Here is an 18,078-nt window from a genome sequence, read left to right as displayed (position 1 = left end):
TTCAGAAGCCATAACCTAGCCCCGCCAGATTTTTCCTGATCTCCTGCTCCAAGTTGGCACTCTGATCATACTGCGCGACCAACTGCGCAGTCAGCCGCGCCATCTTATCGGCAAATACTTCCCCGTCATCCTTCTGCTCTTCTGTGCCTACATAGCGTCCCGGTGTCAATATATGCTCGTGTTTGCGGACTTCGTCCAGTGAAGCGGAATAGCAGAAGCCCGCCACGTCTTCATAGCCTTCACCCATCTGCCAAGCATGAAAGATATCGGATACACTCTTGATGTCATCCAGCGTGAAGTCGCGCAGAACGCGGTCCTTCATGTAGCCGAGCTGGCGTGCATCGATGAACAGGAACTCGCCACGCCGATCACGCTTCTGCTTGTTCAGTGCCAGACCATTGCGTTTATCTCGGGTGAGAAACCAGATGCAAGCCGGGATCTGAGTATTAGTAAATAGCTGACCGGGTAGCGCGACCATGCATTCAACGTAGTCGTCCTCAATTAGCTTTTTGCGAATGTCACCTTCGTTGTTAGTGTTACTGCTCATAGAGCCATTGGCCAGCAGCAGTGCCATGCTCCCTGCAGGAGCCAAATGGTAGAACATATGCTGCAACCAAGCGAAGTTGGCGTTGCCTTGTGGCGGTGTACCTGCCACGTCCCATCGAGGGTCGTTAGCCAGCTTTTCGCTCCACCATTCCTTCATGTTGAAAGGCGGGTTAGCCATTACGTAGTCGAACTTGTGTGTCAAGTTCATGTGAAGAGGATTAGTCAGCGTGTCTGCCGCCCCGCCACCGAAATTGAAATCGATGCCACGAATGGCCATATTCATCGCAGCCAGGCGCCAGGTAGTGGGGTTGCTCTCCTGGCCGTAGACGCTGATTTGCCCGGTTTTACCGTTGGCGACCTTGCCGCCATGCGACTCGATGAATTCCTCGCTCTGCACAAAAAAACCACCTGAGCCCATGGCAGGATCGTACACGCGGCCCTTGAAGGGTTGCAGCATTTCAACGATGAGGGTGACGATGCTCTTGGGTGTGTAGTACTGGCCGCCCTTCTTGCCCTCAGCCAGCGCAAACTGGCCCAAGAAGTATTCGTAGACGTGGCCGAGGATGTCTTTGCTTTTCAGACCCAGTGGCTGACCGTTGTAGTCCTTGCGGTTGAAGTCGGTATCAGAGAAGTGGGCGATAAGGTCGGCCAGCTTGTGGCTGTCGATCTGAGTGCGGGCGAAGTCCTTGTTGAGAACGTTCTTGAGCTTCTTCTCGTTCTCGCGCTCGATGGCCTCCATGGCGTTGTCGATCAACCAACCCACGCTACGCATTTCTTCCGGCTCGTTCTTGCCCGGCTTGTTCCAGGGCAGCGGCGCCTTGGGGGGTAGCTGGGCGCAGTCGCGCAGAGTTTGCCAGCGCGCTTCCAGCGGCACCCAGAAGACGTTTTTCTCGGTGTAGTAGTCGCGTGCTTCCAGCTCACCCTGGAGTGCTTGCTCGTATCCGTTTCCAAACTCGGCAGGGTCCATGTAGTAGTCGTGATCCGGATTAGAGAACTGCTCACGCAGCTCTTTCTGCCGCTCTTCGAAGGCATCAGAGACATATTTCAGGAAAATCAGGCCCAGCACCACATGCTTGTAGACGGCGGCATCCAAGTTGGAGCGCAGCTTGTCAGCGGCGGTCCAGAGCTTTTTTTCCAGGTCGGTAAAAAACTGTTGTTCGACGGGGTTCATCGGATCATTCCCTAATGACTAAGCTCGACTGGTGCAGTGGAGAGTGTCCTACATGCAATAAATTGGCACCCAACTGCTCGATGCCTGGGGGCAGCGAGCCCCTCTTTTCGTGTTGCGCGGAACGATACACACCATGCTGCAGGTAATGCCATAGCGAATTGCCAGTGACGGAGTAAGGAGAGCTACGCGGGCAGACAAACCAGCCAACTGCTGACGAAGCCGAGACTGGCATCAACAAGATCGCGCACGCTGCGTATGCGGTACTAAGATTGCGAGCAGGACAGAGGCGGATTAACCGCCCTTCGCCACGAATTTGAAGGAACCGACCGATGGCTCTAATTGACGGCGCTCGCTCTCTCCCTACTCAGCAGCACCTGATCGTACTGGCGTATACAGCACATGAACTCCACCCCCTCACCTGCCAAAAGCTCATCTTCATCCAGATCGAACGGCAACACCCAAAGCCGCAACTGATCGCTGAAATCAAAGGGGCGCAAGGGTTGTGAAAACTGAGCGGTCTGTGGATAGATCAACGCCAACTCACCCCTTCCAGCCAGATACTTCTGGCCGTAAGCAAACAGCTGGTAGAAATCAGCCTGGCTCAAGCCGAACAAACCCTGCCTGTCACTCCCATCCAGCCGCTTCCACTTAGTATCCAGTACCCACGCACGCTCACCCATCGACAACAGCAAGTCGGGCTCCAGGCCGAACACCGGGCGACCATCGTGCAGGCACAGACTGTGCTGTGATGCCGGAGCAGTAAGGCAAACTGACGGCGCCAACCGACGGCTTAGCCAGCCTTGCACATATTTTTCGAATAACTTCTCCATGGGGAACAACAGGCTCACCCCCCGCCATTCCCCACTGACCGCAATCGGCATCTGCTGCTTGAGAATCAACTCGCACCAAGGCTTGATCGCCTGGTAATGGGCCATCAGTCGATCACGGCTCCAGGCCCGTAAATCCTGGCTCACCTGCCGGCTGGCCGGCACGTCGGCGAGCATCGCCCGCAGCTCGTTGGCCAGGCGCCAATTAGCGGCATCCTGGGTACCCTTGGCCACGCGCTCCAGTGCCAGCTTGAGCAAGCGGTTTTCGGCGCGGTCCGGCAAATACACGTCGTGGCGAATCTGGAAGTGGTGCTGCCGCCCAGGTGGCTGGCGCATCTGCGCTACCACATTGAGCTGGCCTCGCAAAAAGCGCTGCTCTTCATCGATTCGCTGGTAGTCAAAGCGCAAGCCGCGCTTTACCAGCAAATCCAGCTCGGCAAGAAACTGCCCTATAACCCACTCGCTGAGCGGCGCATCGAACAACTCCAGGCTGGCCACCGAAACTTCACGCGGCTTGAGCTGCAGCGCATGCTGGATCAGCTTGCGCAGCAGGCGCCGGCTCTTCACCCGGCAGTCGCCCTCTTCATGGTGCTTGGGGAGAATCTCCAGGCGTGTGCCGCAAGGGGTTTCCAGTACGCCCACATAGGAATCCCACTTCAGCTCGCGCCGCCCCTCGACCTGCAGCAATGTGGCGCCATTGCGCTTGAAGCTCGCGCTCAACTCGCAGAGCCAGTCGAAAGCACTTTCAGATATCTGCGCACAATCAAGGTTACCCGGCGCGACTGCGGCCGTGGTCAGGCGGGCATATTCGCGAACGGTGACGAATGCACTCACGCACCCGCCTCCTCTAACGCTTCTACCGGCACCTTGCCCTCGGTATCCGCGACAATGATGCCCTTATAGGCAGCAATTCGCTCGAACGCCGAATCGTTGATACGCCATACCGAACCCTGCGCCGGCACGTTGAGAGTGCCAAACAATTCCGCCATGTCTGGTACGCCCTGCTGCACAAAGCGGTCACCCTGCGGCTTTCGATGGTCATTGAAGACCCACTGAATGCGCTGCCAGTCTTCGAAAAAGTATTCCTGCAGCAGTGGCAGAATCTGATTTCTGAAGATCGTCTTCAGCCGCGTCAGCGAGTTGTCTTGCTTCAACGGCATGAAATAGGCGTGGCCCAAGCAGTGGTCCCGACCCAACAACACCTCGATGCGCTGGTTCAGCGTCTGCAACAGCTCACCGATGTTCACCCCCTGAACTTGAACCTCACCCAGCAGTTGTGGCCGTGGTGACATTTCCTGGAATGTGAAGCGCCGGCGCAGGGCGACGTCCAACCCTGCTAGGGAACGGTCGGCGGTATTCATCGTACCGATGATGTAGAGGTTGTCCGGCACGGTGAACGGCTCCCTCGAATAGGGCAGCACCACCGGCAAGCACTCCCCGGCGCCTTGGCGCTTGGAGGGCTCGATCAGAGTGATTAACTCGCCAAAGATCCGCGACACGTTACCCCTGTTGATCTCATCGATAATCAAGACATAGGGCTTGCGGGTCACATCGCCCTGAGCTGGGCCTTGAAGCTTCGAAAACTCGGCCTTGATATGGTCGGCGATACCTCTGACATAACTTTCGCAGTAGATGTTCTGAGCACGCACGCCATGAAGAAGCTGACGCACATGGTCAATATTGGCCGGCAGGGTTAACTCAGTTACAGCCGCTTCAGGCCTGCACGTCAACGTGGTGTTACCGTCTCGATACACCACGGAAAAACGTTTGCCGCGAGTCGTTTCAAGGACCACTGGACTTTCCGCCGCCTGCTCGACGAACTGCGAAAGCTGCTCGTCTAGGCTCGGCAACCCGGTAACCGCTCTGGCATCCGTACAGATTGCTTTGAAAATACCGTCTTCTGGGTGATAGCGAATCTGGCCATTTTCGCTGCTCGCCTTCAGCCCTTCGATGAAGTCTTCGTAACTCAAGCTCTGATGGAAGGTCACGAAGCGAATGCGCTTTTCTTCGATCAACTCATCAAAACGGGCCTTCAGCAGCCTGCGTGTTTCGTCATCGTCTCCGCTGTTTTCAGCCAACAACCCGGGGTCGAGGATCTGCAGTGCATGGTCGATGGTGGCGTAGGTCTTACCGGTGCCAGGCGGGCCGAACAGGATTTGATTCAATGGGATATCTAAACCTTTCACGCCTGGGTCTCCTTGCATATCTTCGTCTCCCTGCACGGCCTTGGTTTCTTTGAAGGCCTTCAACAACTGCCACAGTGCAATGTTGTTTTCCAGAACAGCGGCCTGAGGCGTACCAGATGCCTCGACACACCCTTTGAGTTGCGCATTGAGTTCACACCAACCTTGTTCCGCTACCACAACCTGCGGCAGTTGGAACTGCGCATTCAATTTGCCAAGCAAGAACTGGCAGTCGTCCACTTTCAACAGCGATGTGTAGCGCTCAGGTGAAAAGGCAGCGAACACGCGGCTGATCATCGCAGGTCGATTCATGCTGAAGTCGCCGGCCCTAACGCCGGCCATCCAACGCTTGGCAATCTGCTTGAAATGATCGGGCGTCGCGTCCTTCATGATCGACCGCGTGATCTCGGCAAGCTGCTCAAACTGGCTGTCGAACTCGCTGCGAGACAACAGCCCAAGCTTCAGGCTGGAAACACCATTTTCCCGCTCTAGCCACAAGCGCTCCAACGCCGGCCGCTCAAGATTGGTAGCCCCTTTGCTCAAGCTGTCGGCGAGCTGAGTAATGGCCCGGTAGTCTGCGAGCCAACCGGGGCAAGACTCGCGTTTATCAGCCGAACTCCATTCGATGTATTGACGCAAGCTGTGCTTGTGCTGGCCAACCTGCCACAAACGGTCAAGGGCCGGCACAATCGCTTGGTCAATGGGCCTGCCAGAGACCTGCTGGCTCCAGTTTTCCCCAGGCAATGCCATGTTCAGCAGTACAAGGGGTAGCAAGCCGTCGGCGCAGGATGCCCTTAGCTCATCGATACGGACACCGACCCTGTTTCGGGGGGTTGCGAGATCGGCCTTTTCCGAATTGATCTGAACCGATCTGGTAATTGTGCCTTTCGCCACGATGCCATGCGGCTGTTCCGCCAGGCGAATCAAGTAGACGCTATCACCCTCTTCCCGCCGGGTGTCGCTGCAGAGCAACGTCAGCTCATCGCCCTTGCCAACTTCACTGAACAGGCCCTCACGGTAATCGCCGTTCCAGATCTTCAGCGGCCCATCCCCCAACATCAACGCATAGGTCGGCCTTGTCGAGGCTTGAACTTGCACATGCTGGCTAGCCGCTGCCAAACCCATTGCCTCACTGTCATTCGGCAATGCCTGGGCCAACTCACTCATATAAAACTCTCCCACTGCCGCCCACGCCCCAAAGGGGCCAGCCATTACTCGAAAACAGGTGATAGACACCCCGGGGAAACCAGAGGCAGTCGCTCGTGCCATCACTTTGCCAAGCCGCTCACCTTATCGGCTGGCAAAGCTGATCGCCAGGCCCATATTCGATCAGCGGGCTTTCACCGCAGCGGGCTCCAGCAGCACAGGCAATGGCCGAGCGAGCAACACACCCACGATCAGCGCAAACACCAACGCCGCCACACCTGCGCTCTGCAACACCGCCTCAAACCCACCCACAAACGCCCCCCGCGCCAACGGCGCCACCACCTCGCGCCCCCCCGGCTCAAGCATCCCCAACGCCGCCTGCAAATCCCCCGCCGCCACCCGAGTCGCCATCTCCCCAACCTTCCCCAGCGCCTCCGGCGCCACCCCAGCCATGGCCTCACGCAACAACTGCCCACTACGCGCCGCCAGCACCCCACCAAGAATCCCAATCGCCAACACAATCGCCCCAAACCGCGTAGTAGTACTCAACCCCGATGCCATCCCAGTCCGCTCACGTGGCACGCAAGCCATGATGTTTTTCTGCGTATCACCATTAAGCAACCCTGCCCCCGCCCCCAGCACCAAGCTGGCCAGGGCAAAAGCCCCATAGCCCCCCTCCCCAACCGCCCAGGCACAGGCCAGATTCCCCACCCCCACCAACACCAAACCCAACGCAAACACCTGCGCCGCACTCAACCTCGCCGCCAGGCGCATGCCCAACCGCGGGGTCAGCAGCATCGCCACGGCAAACGGCAACATCCCCGCCCCCGCTTCAAGCGCCGACAATTGCAACCCGTTCTGCAGGTACAGCGGCAACAAGGTCATCATCACCTGGGCACAAGCGGCGTAGGCAAACATCCCCAACAAGGCACCAATGAACCGCCCACTACGCATCAGTTGCAGATCAATCATGGGCCGTGCCTGGCTGCGTTCGACCATCACGAACAGGCCGAACAAAAAGGCCGCGATCACCAGACGGCCCAAGGTAGGTGCGCTGTCCCAGCCAACCTGGTTGGCATCGATAAGCGCCCAAATCAGGTAGCCCAGGCTACCGGCAAAGGTCAGGCTGCCCAACGGATCAAGCCGAGCGGCAGCGCTGTCGCGGGACTCTTCGACGCTGCGCAGCACCATCAGCGCCAGCACCGCCACCAGCGGCAAGTTGATGTAAAAGATCCAGCGCCAGCCCAGGGTACTGGCGATCAGCCCGCCGAGCAGCGGCGCAAAGGTGATGGTGGCGCCCATGCAGGCGCCCCAGAAGGCCCAGGCGCGTAGGCGTTCCTGTGGCTCATGGAAGCGGTGGCCGATGGCGGCCAGGGCGGCGGTGAGCAGCAGCGCGGCGCCCACGCCTTTGCCGGCACGGGCCAGGTCGAGCCACAGCAGGTTCGGCGCAGCACCGCAGGCCAGGGAAGCCAGGGCAAACAGTGCCAGCCCGAACAGCAGCATGCGCCGTCGGCCAAAGCGGTCGGCCAGGCTGCCGGCGGGCAACAGGCAGGCGGCGAAGGCCAGCAGGTAGGCGCTGACTACCCATTCGATGTCGGCGAATGAGCCGGACAGGTCGCGGGCGATGCTGGGCAGGCTGACGGCAACGATGTTGGTGTCGAGGATGATCAGGGCGCACACGGCCGAGGCGGTGAACAGGGTGAAACGCGCAGAGGCGGAGGTGGACATGGCAAGGCTCCAAGGGGACACCATCGCGGACCGCGAGATGCCCGGCGATGGCATTGAGGCTCGGCCGGTCATCGGGCTTTGCCGCCGCGACGCCAGCCTTGTAGTGTTGCCCTCACCATAACGCCGCCGGGCGCCGGGCTTGTTAGCCGCCACGTCCTGCGTCATTAGCCCCCGGCTAACGAGGCCCCATGGAAATCCGCCACTTCCGCTACTTTCTCAGCGTCGCTCGCCACGGCCACTTCACCCGTGCCGCCGAGCAGCTGGGCATCGCCCCGCCCACCCTCAGCCGGCAGATCCAGGACATGGAGAAAGCACTGGGCGTGCTGCTGTTCCAGCGCAGCCAGCGCGAGGTGCGCCTGACCGCCGCGGGCGAAGCATTGCGGGTGGAAGCCGAGCAAGCGGTGCGCCAGTTCGACGCCGCGCAACTCAGCGCGCAGCGCGCCGCACGTGGCGACAGTGGGCGCATCGAGCTGGGCTATGTGGCTTCGGCGGCCTACTCCGGCACCTTGCAGCAGCAAGTGACCCGCTTCAGTGACGCCCACCCCGGGGTGCATCTGAATATCCGCGAGGCGCCCATGGATGCGCTGCCCACGCAGGTGCTCGACGGCCAGCTGGACCTGGCCTACGTACGCTCGCCGATGGAACTGCCGGACGGGCTGGAGGCGATTCCCCTGCATGAAGAAGGCTTCGTCCTGGCGCTGCCCGCCGGCTCGCGCCTGAACGAGCTCAAGCAGCTCCCGGCCAAGCGCCTGGCCAATGAAACCTTCATCCTCCCCGAGCAGATCTCCGGCACCCTGGAGGTCGCCGCACAGGGTGGTTTCGTCCCACGCCTGGGCCCACAGCCGGGCAGCCTGGTGGCGGTGATCACCCTGGTATCGCTAGGCCAGGGCGTTGCGCTGGTGCCGGAATCGGTTGTGCGGCGGATCAACTTGCCGCAGGTGAACTACCGGCCTGTCGAGGATTGCCAGGCAAGCTCGTGGTTGAGCCTGTTGCACCGGCGCTTCGAGAAGTCACCGGCCGTCGCCCGCTATATCGAAGCGGTGCGCTCGACATCCAGCGCGTAGAACTCCTGCAGCTTGGCCTCGGCGTGCCCGCCCGGCAGGCCGAGGAACTCGATCATGTAGGCATCGCGGAACACCTCCAGAGCCGCCGGATGGGCCTGGGTGAGCGCGGCCGATGCCTTGGCCGGTTGCGTCACGCTGCGCTCGAACAGCGCGGCCTTGAGTTGGCGTTCCAGTTCACGCTTGGACCATTTCTTCTGGATGGCCATGCGCAGGTAGAACAGCCGCTCTTCAGCCCCCTTGCACTGCCCCACAACGATCATGTTGTGGCTCCACGGCAATTGTCTCACCAGTGGGGAGACTATTTCGTCACCCCGGTAAGCCTCGTAAAACTGCCGCATGCGGAACAGATTGACGCGGGTGAACCCCCGCAAGCCTGGCTGAGTCAACGCCAGATGTTCTGCCAACTGGCTGACCACCCCATCGCCCCACTCGGCCCGTTCCAGTTTGTGGCTGATGAAAGCCCCCACCTGCCAATAGAGCTCGATCAGTTGAGTGTTCACGGCCTGCACCGCGCGCTGGCGGGCCGACTTGATCAGTGTCAGCACCTCATCGAAACGCTCATCCCTGGCAGCGGGCGCAGGCGCGCCCATGACTTCAATATTCATGCAACGACTCCATGGCAAAGAGTGAAAACCCGCCAGAGTCTGCCCCCGCCCCTCACCCGCGCCCGCAGGTGAAACTGTTGCAAAACGCAAAGAGGGCGCCCAGTGGCGCCCTCTCGTTCACGACAAAGCCATCAGCCCATCGACCGCGCCCCGACCACCCGCGCATGCCCCCGCGTGGTCACGATCCCCAGGAACGAAATCACGATTGCCAGCCCCAGCGTTGCGCTCACCTCGGCCCGGTGCTCCTCGGTGAACATCATCACTCCCAGCGCACAGCTGATGAAGATGATCACCGCCCAGGTCAGCCATGGGAACAGCCACATCTTGAACTTGAGGTTGGCGTTTTCACGCTCCAGGCGGCCACGCATGCGCAGCTGCGAAATGGCGATCACCAGGTACACCAGCAAGGCGATGGCGCCGGAGCTGGCCAGCAGGAACTCGAACACGCCCTTGGGTGCGAAGTAGTTGAGGATGGCGATGGCCGCACCGATCAGGGTGCTGCCGAACACCGCCGCACGCGGCACGCCCACCTTGGAGGTTTCCTTGAGAAACGCCGGGGCATCGCCGCGCTTGGCCAGCGAGTACATCATCCGCGAGGCGATGTAGATCGACGAGTTCATGCAGCTGGTCACCGCGATCAGCACCACGAAATCGACCATCAACGCAGCGTTGGGGATGTTCATGATTTCCAGCGCACGCTGGTACGAACCCACCACCGCCAGCTGCGGGTCGTTCCACGGCACCACCGAGATGATCACGAAGATCGACAGGATATAGAAGGTGCTGATGCGCCAGATCACCGAGCGGGTGGCCTTGGCGATGTTGCGCGCAGGGTCGCTGGATTCGGACGCGGCAATGGTCACCGCCTCGGTGCCGATGAAGCTGAACATCACGGTGATGAAGGCGCCGATCACCGCCGACCAGCCCTTGGGCGTGAAGCCGCCATGCTCGGCCATCAACGTGCTCAAGCCGCTGACTTCGCGGTTGGGCAGCCAGCCCATCAGCGCGGCGAAGCCCAGGCCGATGAAGCCGAGGATCGCCGTGACCTTGAGGATCGCGAACCAGAACTCGAACTCGCCGTACTTGGCCACGCTGAACAGGTTGGTGCAGGCCAGCAGCAGCACCGAGGCCAGGGCGAAGATCCAGCTGTCCACCTGGGGGAACCAGGCGTTGAGCACATGCCCCGCGGCCAGGGCCTCGATGGGGATCACCAGCACCCAGAACCACCAGTACAGCCAGCCGATGGTGTAGCCGGCCCAGCGGCCGATGGCCTGGTCGGCGTAGGTGGAGAACGACCCAGTGTCGGGGTGTGCCACGGCCATTTCGCCGAGCATGCGCATCACCAGCACCACCAGGGTGCCGGCGACGAAATAAGAAAGTATGGTGGCGGGCCCGGCCGCCGCGATGGCGTGCCCGGAACCTACGAAAAGCCCGGCGCCGATGATGCCGGCGATGGACAGCATCGTTACATGACGCGGCTTGAAACCTTGTGCAAGGTTGCCATCAGATCCCACGGTGCTCATTGATCTTGTTCTCTTTTTGCTGACACAAGGAAGGGACGGGCAGGTACAGGCGAAAAAGCATCTCCTTGAAAAACAATAAGAATGACACGTCGCTCAGGCGCTGTTGTTGAACTTCTTCACGCTTTTGCAGAGCCACGCACCGAACGATCCGGGGAGTTATTTAAGCCGCGCGGGGCCCGGGGAAATTGTTCGAGAACGTCCCGCAGGTTCGCGATCACGACACCCCGTGCCCGATCCCGTCAGATGTCGTGATTGGCTTGTCTGGAAACGACATGGGCCAGGCGCCCACAAAAAAGCCCCGGTCTCCCGGGGCTGTGCTGCACAGGCGTCTGCCTACGCCTGATCGACACGCGGTGTGTCGGATGGCAGCAGGGAACTGTTGTGTGGTCATGTCTGGCCTCATCGCCGGCAAGCCGGCTCCCACAGGTTCAGCGCAAACCCTGTGGGAGCCGGCTTGCCGGCGATGAGGCCCGCACAGAAATCAACGCACCAGGCAAGGCCGCTTGTTGTCGAACGCCCACCCCGGCACCAGGTACTGCATCGCCACGCTGTCATCACGCGCCCCCAGCCCCATGTTGCGGTAGCACTCATGGGCCTTGGCCAGCTGATCTTCATCCAGCTGCACACCCAACCCCGGACGCTCCGGCACCCGCACATGGCCGTCGACGATGCGCAGTGGCTCGCGGGTCAGGCGCTGGCCGTCCTGCCAGATCCAGTGGGTGTCGATGGCGGTGATCTCGCCCGGCGCGGCGGCGGCCACCTGGGTGAACATGGCCAGCGAAATATCGAAGTGGTTGTTGGAATGCGAGCCCCAGGTCAGGCCCCAGTCGTGGCACATCTGCGCCACCCGCACCGAGCCCTGCAGGGTCCAGAAGTGCGGGTCGGCCAGGGGGATGTCCACCGCCTGCGACTGGATCGCATGGCCCATCTGCCGCCAGTCGGTGGCGATCATGTTGGTGGCGGTGGGCAGGCCGGTGGCACGGCGGAACTCGGCCATCACCTCACGGCCGGAGTAGCCGTTCTCGGCGCCACAGGGGTCTTCGGCATAGGCCAGCACAGCGTGCTTGTCGCGGCACAAAGCGATGGCCTCTTTCAGCGACCAGGCACCGTTGGGGTCGAGGGTGATGCGCGCCTCGGGGAAGCGTTCGGCCAGTGCGGTGACGGCTTCCATCTCCTCCTCGCCGCGCAGCACCCCGCCCTTGAGCTTGAAGTCGTTGAAGCCATAGCGGGCCTTGGCGGCTTCGGCCAGGCGCACCACCGCCTCCGGGGTCATGGCCTGTTCATGGCGCAGGCGCAACCAGTCGTCATCGGCGTCGGCCTCGTTGCGATAGGCCAGGTCGGTCCGGTTGCGGTCACCGACGTAGAACAGATAGCCGAGCATCTTCACTGCTTCGCGTTGCTGCCCTTCGCCGAGCAGCGCGGCCATGGGCACGCCCAGGTGCTGGCCGAGCAGGTCGAGCAGCGCCGACTCGATGGCAGTCACCGCATGCACGGTGATGCGCAGGTCGAAGGTCTGCAGGCCACGCCCGCCGGCATCGCGCCCGGCGAAGCTCTGGCGCATGGCGTTGAGCACGCGCTGGTAGTGGCCGATGGGCTGGCCGACCACCAGCGCGCGGGCGTCTTCCAGGGTCTGGCGAATGGCTTCGCCGCCAGGCACTTCGCCCAGGCCGGTGTTACCGGCACTGTCGCGCAGTATCACCACGTTGCGGGTGAAGTACGGGCCATGGGCGCCGCTGAGGTTGAGCAGCATGCTGTCGTGGCCGGCCACCGGGACCACGCGCAGGTCGGTGACTACCGGGGTATCGTGTTGAACCTGTGGGGTGCTGTGCATGTTCATGAGGTCTCTCTCGCAATCAGTTGGCCGAGGCGGCCTTGAGGTCTTGGGCAGGCACGCCCTTGGCGCGGGTACGGACGAAGAACACCGCGATGGCAGCCACTACCGAGGTCACCGCCAAGCCGTACAAACCGCCCTGGATCGAACCCGTCTGCTGCTCCAGCAAGCCGAAGGTGGTGGGGGCGACGAAGCCGCCGAGGTTGCCCACCGAGTTGATCAGGGCGATCACCGCCGCGGCGATCCGTGCATCCAGGTAGCCCTGGGGGATTGGCCAGAACAGCGACGAGGCCGCCTTGAAACCGATGGCCGCAAAGCACACGGCGACGAAGGCGAACACCGGCCCGCCGGTGGTGGACATGAACATGCCGGTAGCCGCCACCAGCAGCGCCGCCGCCACCCAGGCCTGCTGGAAGCGCCAGCGCCGGGCGCAGGCCGCGAAGCTGTACATGGCGATGATCGAGATCAGCCAGGGGATGGAGTTGAAGAAGCCCACCTGCAGGTCGCTGAGGTCGCCCATGCGCTTGATGATGCTCGGCAGCCAGAAGGTCGCGGCATAGATGGTCAGCTGGATGCAGAAGTAGATCAGGCAGAACAGCAGGATCTGGCGGTCCTTGAGCAGGCTCCAGGACGACGCCTTGACCACCCCGCCCGCCTCGCGCTCGCGCTGCTCCTGGTCGATGGCCGCCACCAGTGCGTCCTGCTCTTCGCGGCTCAGCCACTTGGCGTCATGGGGTTTGGAGTCGAGCCAGAAGAACACGAAGAAGCACAGCGCCACCGAGGCCATGCCTTCGATGAACAGCATCCATTGCCAGCCGTGCAGGCCCATGCCCTGGATCTGCATCAGCGCCCCGGCCAACGGCCCGGAGATCAACGAGGCCACGGCCGAGCCGCTGAGGAAGATGGCGATGGCCTTGCCGCGTTCGGCGGCCGGCAGCCAGCGGGTGAAGTAGTAGATCACCCCGGGGAAGAACCCGGCCTCGGCGACCCCCAGCAGAAAGCGCAGCACGTAGAACTGGGTTTCGTTCTGCACGAAGGCCATGGCGGTGGCCACCAGGCCCCAGGTGAACATGATGCGGGTCAGCCACAGGCGCGCGCCGACCTTCTGCAGCAGCATGTTCGACGGCACTTCGAACAGCGCGTAACCGATGAAGAACAGCCCGGCGCCGAAGCCATAGGCCGCCGCGCTGATACCCAGGTCACTCTCCAGGTGCGGGCGGACGAAACCGATGTTGACGCGGTCCAGGTAGTTGACGATGAACATGATGACGAACAGCGGCAGGACGTGGCGCTTGACCTTGGCCACCGCGCTGCTCAGCACGGCATCGCGCCCGGCGGACGGATCGAGGGTGTGGTTCACAGGTGTATCTCCCACTAATTGTTTTTGTGCGGGTCGATGGAGGTCCGGGCGTTGGGCAAACACCCTGTTGTCTGACATCCAGGTGAGCGAATCATAGGCGCCGCAAAGTTGTACGACAAGATCGAAAACAGGCAGTAAAAAGCAAAATACAAGTAGATAAAACGCCTAAAAGCAACGAAAAGATAAAAACAAGTCACCCACGCGCAAGTAACGGCGGCTGGTTAATGGGGTGAATTATTTTCATTTTTTTAACTTGTCGTACAAGTAAGCCTGCTAGGCTCGGCGGATCGGCCAGCCACTTGTGCCGGCGCCTCAGCGAGCTCCGCATGGACACCCAAGACACCCCGCGCAAACGCGGCCACAGCCGCGCCCACGACCTGGTCTCGAGCCTGACCCAGCAGATCCTGCTGGGCACCTTCAGGCCCGGCGACCGCTTGCCCTCGGAAAACACCCTGGTGCGTGAACACGGCATCAGCCGCACCGTGGTCCGTGAAGCGCTGTCCAAGTTGCAGGCCTCGGGCCTGGTGGAGCCGCGCCACGGCATCGGCACCTTCGTCATCGAACGCCAGGCCCAGGCCGGCCTGCGGGTGGGCGCCGAAAGCGCCGCCAGCGTGCGTGACCTGCTGGAGCTGCGCATCGGCCTGGAAGGCCAGGCTGCCGCGCTGGCCGCCTTGCGCCGCACCGATCGGCACCTGGCGCAGATGCGCCAGGCCCTGGACGACTATCAAGACCTGGCCGCCGCCGGCGACAGTTGCATCGAAGCCGACCGGCGCTTCCACCTGCTGATCGCCGAGGCCACCGGCAACCTGTACTTCGGCGAGATGATGGCGCACCTGGGCAGCGCGCTGATCCCGCGCAACCGCCTGGCCCAGGCCGACCGCGCCGGGGCCAGGCTGGCAAGGCAGGCGTACCTGGCCAACCTGGAGCACGAGGCGATCCTCAATGCCATCCGCCGCCAGGACCCGGACGCCGCGCGGGCAGCGGTGTGCTTGCACCTGTCCAACAGCCGAGATCGGTTGGTGCCGGATCAAGCACCGGTGTAATCCGTTCGGGCCCTATCGCGGGGCAAGCCCGCTCCCACGAGTGAGTTACCTTGTTGGCGGTAAGCCATCCGTGGGAGCGGGCTTGCCCCGCGATAGGGCCCGCAAAGCTCACCCCACCGCCCGATCCACCAACACCTGCAAACGCCCCCGCGAACAGCGCTCCACCCGCGCCTCGACGCCATACACCTCAGCCAGCACCCCCGGCACCAGCACCTGCTCCGGTGCACCGCAGGCCACCACCCGCCCCGCACTGAGCACCACCAGCCAGTCGGCATGGCTGGCCGCCAGGTTGATGTCGTGCAGCACCGCCACCGCCAGCAAGCGATGGGCGACCACCCGCTCACGCACCGCATCCATCACCCGCAACTGGTAATGCAGGTCCAGCGCGCTGGTGGGCTCATCCAGCAGCAATACTCGCGGGTTGCGCGCCAGCAGCTGGGCCAGGGCCACCAGTTGCCGCTGCCCCCCGGACAGGCTGGCCAACGGCTGCTCGGCCAGGTGCTCGATGCCCAACCGGCGCAGCGCCTCGAACGCCGTACCCAGCGGGTTGTCGGCCCCGCTCACGCGCAAGCCGACGATGATGCTTTCCAGCACCCCCAGGGCGATCCCCGGGGGCAGTTGCTGGGGCATGTAAGCCAGCCGCCGCGAGCGCTCGGCAACGCCCAGCCGGGTCACCTGATCACCGTCCAGCGTCAGCGAACCCTGCATAGGTTCAAGCCCCGCCAACGCGCGCAGCAAGGTCGACTTGCCCGCGCCGTTCGGCCCCACCAGCGCCACCAGGCTGCCAGCCGGCAACTCAGGCAAGGTCACCTGGTGCAGTACCTGCCGTGCGCCATACGCCACCGACAATTGATCGATCAACAGGCTCACAGGTTTCTCCCCCGGCGGAACACCAGCACCACGAACACCGGCACCCCCACCAGCGCGGTGACGATGCCCACCGGCACGATCACCCCGGGCAGGATCAGCTTGCTGGCAATCGACGACAGCGACAGCAGCAGTGCACCCACCAGCGCGCTCGCCGGCAGCAGGAAGCGCTGATCCTCGCCCACCAGCAAACGGGCGATATGCGGCCCCACCAGGCCGACGAAACCGATGGTGCCGACGAAGGCCACGGCAGTGGCCGACAGCAGGCTGATGCGCACCAGCGAGGCGAAACGCAGGCGCCGGGTGTCGACACCAAAGCTGCGCGCCCGCTCCTCGCCCATGCGCAGCAGGGTCATGGCCGGCGCTGCGCGCAGCGAGAAGGGCAACAACACGGCCAGCACCAAGGCGAGGATGCCGAGCTTCTGCCAGTCGGCCCTGGCCACGCTGCCCAGGGTCCAGAACACCAGCTGCTGCAGCACGTCCTCGGTCGCCAGCAATTGCAGCAGCGACACCAGCGCATTGCAGCTGAACACCAGGGCAATGCCGAACAGCACCAGGCTCTCGACGCCGGCGCCGCGCAGCCGCGCCATGGCCTGCAGCAACACCACCGACAGGCAGGCGAAGACGAACGCCATCAGCGTCACCTGCACGCCCGGCGCCAGCCAGGCCACGCCCAGCGGATAAGCGATGGCCAGCGACGCGCCGAGTGCCGCCGCCGACGACACGCCCAGGGTGAACGGGCTGGCCAGCGGGTTGTCGAGGATCGCCTGCATCTCGGCCCCGGCCAGGGCCAACGCAGCCCCCACCAACACCGCCATCAGCGAATAGGGCAGGCGCACGTTCCAGATGATCACCCGCTCGGTGCCGCTCAGGGTCGCGGGGTCGAGCAGTCCGTGCAGCAGTTGCCCCAGGCCCATGCCCGAGGCACCACTGGCCAGGTCCAGCAACACCGACAGCAGCAACAGCGCCGCCAACCCCAGCACCAGCCCGCTGCGCCGCCACAGCAGGCGCCGGTAGCGCCCGGCCGCCAGGGCTGCGCCATCCTGCGCCAACGCGGTCACCGGGCGTCGACCCAGTACTGGCCGTCCAGGCCGATGTTCAACAGGCGATTGATCTCGGCCAGGGTGGCCTGCGGGTCGAGGTCCTTGAAGCGCTCAGGGTGAATCCAGCGCGCCATGGCTTCGATGGCGAGGATGTTGAACGGTGAGTTGTAGAAGTCATGCCACAAGCCATGAGCCTGCCCGGCCTGGATCGGCCGCAGCGGCGCGAACTCGGGCCGGGCGGTAATCCGCGCCAGGCTCTGGCGCGCGGTGTCGGTGGCCACGCCGGCCCCCAGCAGCACACCCGGTGCGCGGTTGCCGGTGGCGATGTACACGTCGGGATCGGCCTGCAGCACGTACTCGACACTCACGTCGCCCACTGCACCGGGGACCACATCGGCGCCGATGTTATGCCCGCCGACGGCCGCCACCAGGCTGCCCAGCCCGCTCTTGCCGGTGGTGTGCCCCGGCGCCTGCCAGACCCCGGCCAGCAGTTCGAGGAACACCTTCGGCCGCTGGCTGTCGGGCAGCCCGGCCACCGCGTCGGTGACCTGCTTCAGGTGCCGGTCATACAGGCTCAGGTATTGCTCGGCCTGCTGCTCACGGTCGAGCAGTGTGCCGAGCGCACGCAGGCTGACCCGGGTGTTCTCGATCGGGTGCACGCGAAAGTCGATGAACACTACCGGGACCCCGGCCTTGGCCAGCAGGTCGGCCACCGGGCTGTGCTGGGTCGGGCCCTCACCGGCGATGCTGAACACCGCCAGGTCCGGCTTCAAGGCCAGGATCTGCTCGGCGCTGACGCTCTGCTCCGAGGCCTGGCCGATCAACGGCAGTTTGCCGATCTGCGGATAGCGCCTGGCGTACGCCTCATAGGTGTGCGGGTCGAGCAGGCGCATGTCGTTCTGCCAGCCGACCACCCGCCCGAAGGGGTTGTCGCGGTCGAGCAAGGCCAGGGCGAAGAACAGCCGGCCCTCGCCAAGCACGATACGCTGTGGCGTTTGCGCGACCGTGACCGTGCGCCCCAGCACATCGGTGACCTGCACCGCGCTGGCCGGTTGCGCCAGGCCAAGCCAGGCACCGAGCATCAAGGGCAGCGCCAGCAGGCGCCGCCAGGAAGATGTTTGAAACATGGGTGACCTCCCAA

General features: G+C 63.0%; 12 protein-coding genes and 1 pseudogene. 2 read left to right on the top strand and 11 right to left on the bottom strand.

Going from position 1 to position 18,078, the window contains the following annotated elements; all coding sequences use genetic code 11:
• Position 1: 1 nt before the first annotated feature.
• From LOY51_RS03650 to LOY51_RS03635, 4 genes are all read right to left on the bottom strand, one after another.
• Positions 2–1,717, bottom strand: coding sequence for a class I SAM-dependent DNA methyltransferase (locus tag LOY51_RS03650; protein ID WP_258644507.1), 1,716 nt, complete (start codon positions 1,715–1,717; stop codon positions 2–4).
• Positions 1,718–2,052: 335 nt separating this feature from the next.
• The gene (locus LOY51_RS03645) at positions 2,053–3,378 is read right to left on the bottom strand and encodes an McrC family protein (RefSeq protein ID WP_258644506.1); all 1,326 of its coding nucleotides are present in this window, start codon (positions 3,376–3,378) and stop codon (positions 2,053–2,055) included.
• Positions 3,375–5,894, bottom strand: coding sequence for an McrB family protein (locus tag LOY51_RS03640; RefSeq protein ID WP_258644504.1), 2,520 nt, complete (start codon positions 5,892–5,894; stop codon positions 3,375–3,377). Before LOY51_RS03640 ends, LOY51_RS03645 begins: the two co-directional genes overlap by 4 nt.
• Before the next feature lie 162 nt (positions 5,895–6,056).
• Complete coding sequence (locus LOY51_RS03635) at positions 6,057–7,601, bottom strand: MFS transporter (protein ID WP_258644496.1); 1,545 nt, start codon at positions 7,599–7,601, stop codon at positions 6,057–6,059.
• Between the two features lie 188 nt (positions 7,602–7,789).
• On the opposite strand from LOY51_RS03635, the gene LOY51_RS03630 reads away from it, so the two are divergent.
• On the top strand, positions 7,790–8,665 hold the full coding sequence (locus LOY51_RS03630; protein ID WP_258644494.1) for a LysR family transcriptional regulator: 876 nt from the start codon (positions 7,790–7,792) through the stop codon (positions 8,663–8,665).
• Positions 8,666–8,667: 2 nt separating this feature from the next.
• Here the strand turns inward: LOY51_RS03630 and LOY51_RS03625 are convergent.
• From LOY51_RS03625 to LOY51_RS03610, 4 genes and pseudogenes are all read right to left on the bottom strand, one after another.
• Positions 8,668–9,255 (bottom strand): annotated as a pseudogene (locus tag LOY51_RS03625) (DUF1016 N-terminal domain-containing protein); the annotation flags it as partial.
• A gap of 146 nt (positions 9,256–9,401) precedes the next feature.
• Positions 9,402–10,793, bottom strand: a complete 1,392-nt coding sequence (gene gabP / locus LOY51_RS03620; protein WP_125857347.1) for a GABA permease — start codon at positions 10,791–10,793, stop codon at positions 9,402–9,404.
• A gap of 481 nt (positions 10,794–11,274) precedes the next feature.
• On the bottom strand, positions 11,275–12,630 hold the full coding sequence (gene gudD, locus LOY51_RS03615; protein WP_258644493.1) for a glucarate dehydratase: 1,356 nt from the start codon (positions 12,628–12,630) through the stop codon (positions 11,275–11,277).
• 16 nt (positions 12,631–12,646) lie between these two features.
• On the bottom strand, positions 12,647–13,984 hold the full coding sequence (locus LOY51_RS03610) for an MFS transporter (RefSeq protein WP_125462517.1): 1,338 nt from the start codon (positions 13,982–13,984) through the stop codon (positions 12,647–12,649).
• Between the two features lie 326 nt (positions 13,985–14,310).
• On the opposite strand from LOY51_RS03610, the gene LOY51_RS03605 reads away from it, so the two are divergent.
• Positions 14,311–15,027 (top strand): FadR/GntR family transcriptional regulator, encoded by a 717-nt coding sequence (locus LOY51_RS03605; RefSeq protein WP_125857343.1) that lies wholly within the window; start codon positions 14,311–14,313, stop codon positions 15,025–15,027.
• A 108-nt stretch (positions 15,028–15,135) separates the two neighbouring features.
• Here LOY51_RS03605 and LOY51_RS03600 read toward each other — a convergent pair whose 3' ends face one another.
• The 3 genes from LOY51_RS03600 to LOY51_RS03590 are packed head-to-tail and all read right to left on the bottom strand — an operon-like array spanning position 15,136 to position 18,064.
• Complete coding sequence (locus LOY51_RS03600; RefSeq protein WP_258644485.1) at positions 15,136–15,897, bottom strand: ABC transporter ATP-binding protein; 762 nt, start codon at positions 15,895–15,897, stop codon at positions 15,136–15,138.
• Positions 15,894–16,955, bottom strand: coding sequence for a FecCD family ABC transporter permease (locus LOY51_RS03595; RefSeq protein WP_125857340.1), 1,062 nt, complete (start codon positions 16,953–16,955; stop codon positions 15,894–15,896). Before LOY51_RS03595 ends, LOY51_RS03600 begins: the two co-directional genes overlap by 4 nt.
• A complete protein-coding gene (locus LOY51_RS03590; protein ID WP_258644483.1) occupies positions 16,952–18,064 on the bottom strand; it encodes an ABC transporter substrate-binding protein in 1,113 nt (370 codons plus the stop codon). Before LOY51_RS03590 ends, LOY51_RS03595 begins: the two co-directional genes overlap by 4 nt.
• Between the last annotated feature and the right edge of the window lie 14 nt (positions 18,065–18,078).

Origin of the sequence: Pseudomonas sichuanensis, from assembly GCF_024749065.1 — a bacterium.
GTDB lineage: Bacteria > Pseudomonadota > Gammaproteobacteria > Pseudomonadales > Pseudomonadaceae > Aquipseudomonas > Aquipseudomonas sichuanensis.
The sequence above is the reverse complement of the archived record's forward strand: the minus strand, read 5'-3'. Positions and strand labels throughout refer to the sequence as shown.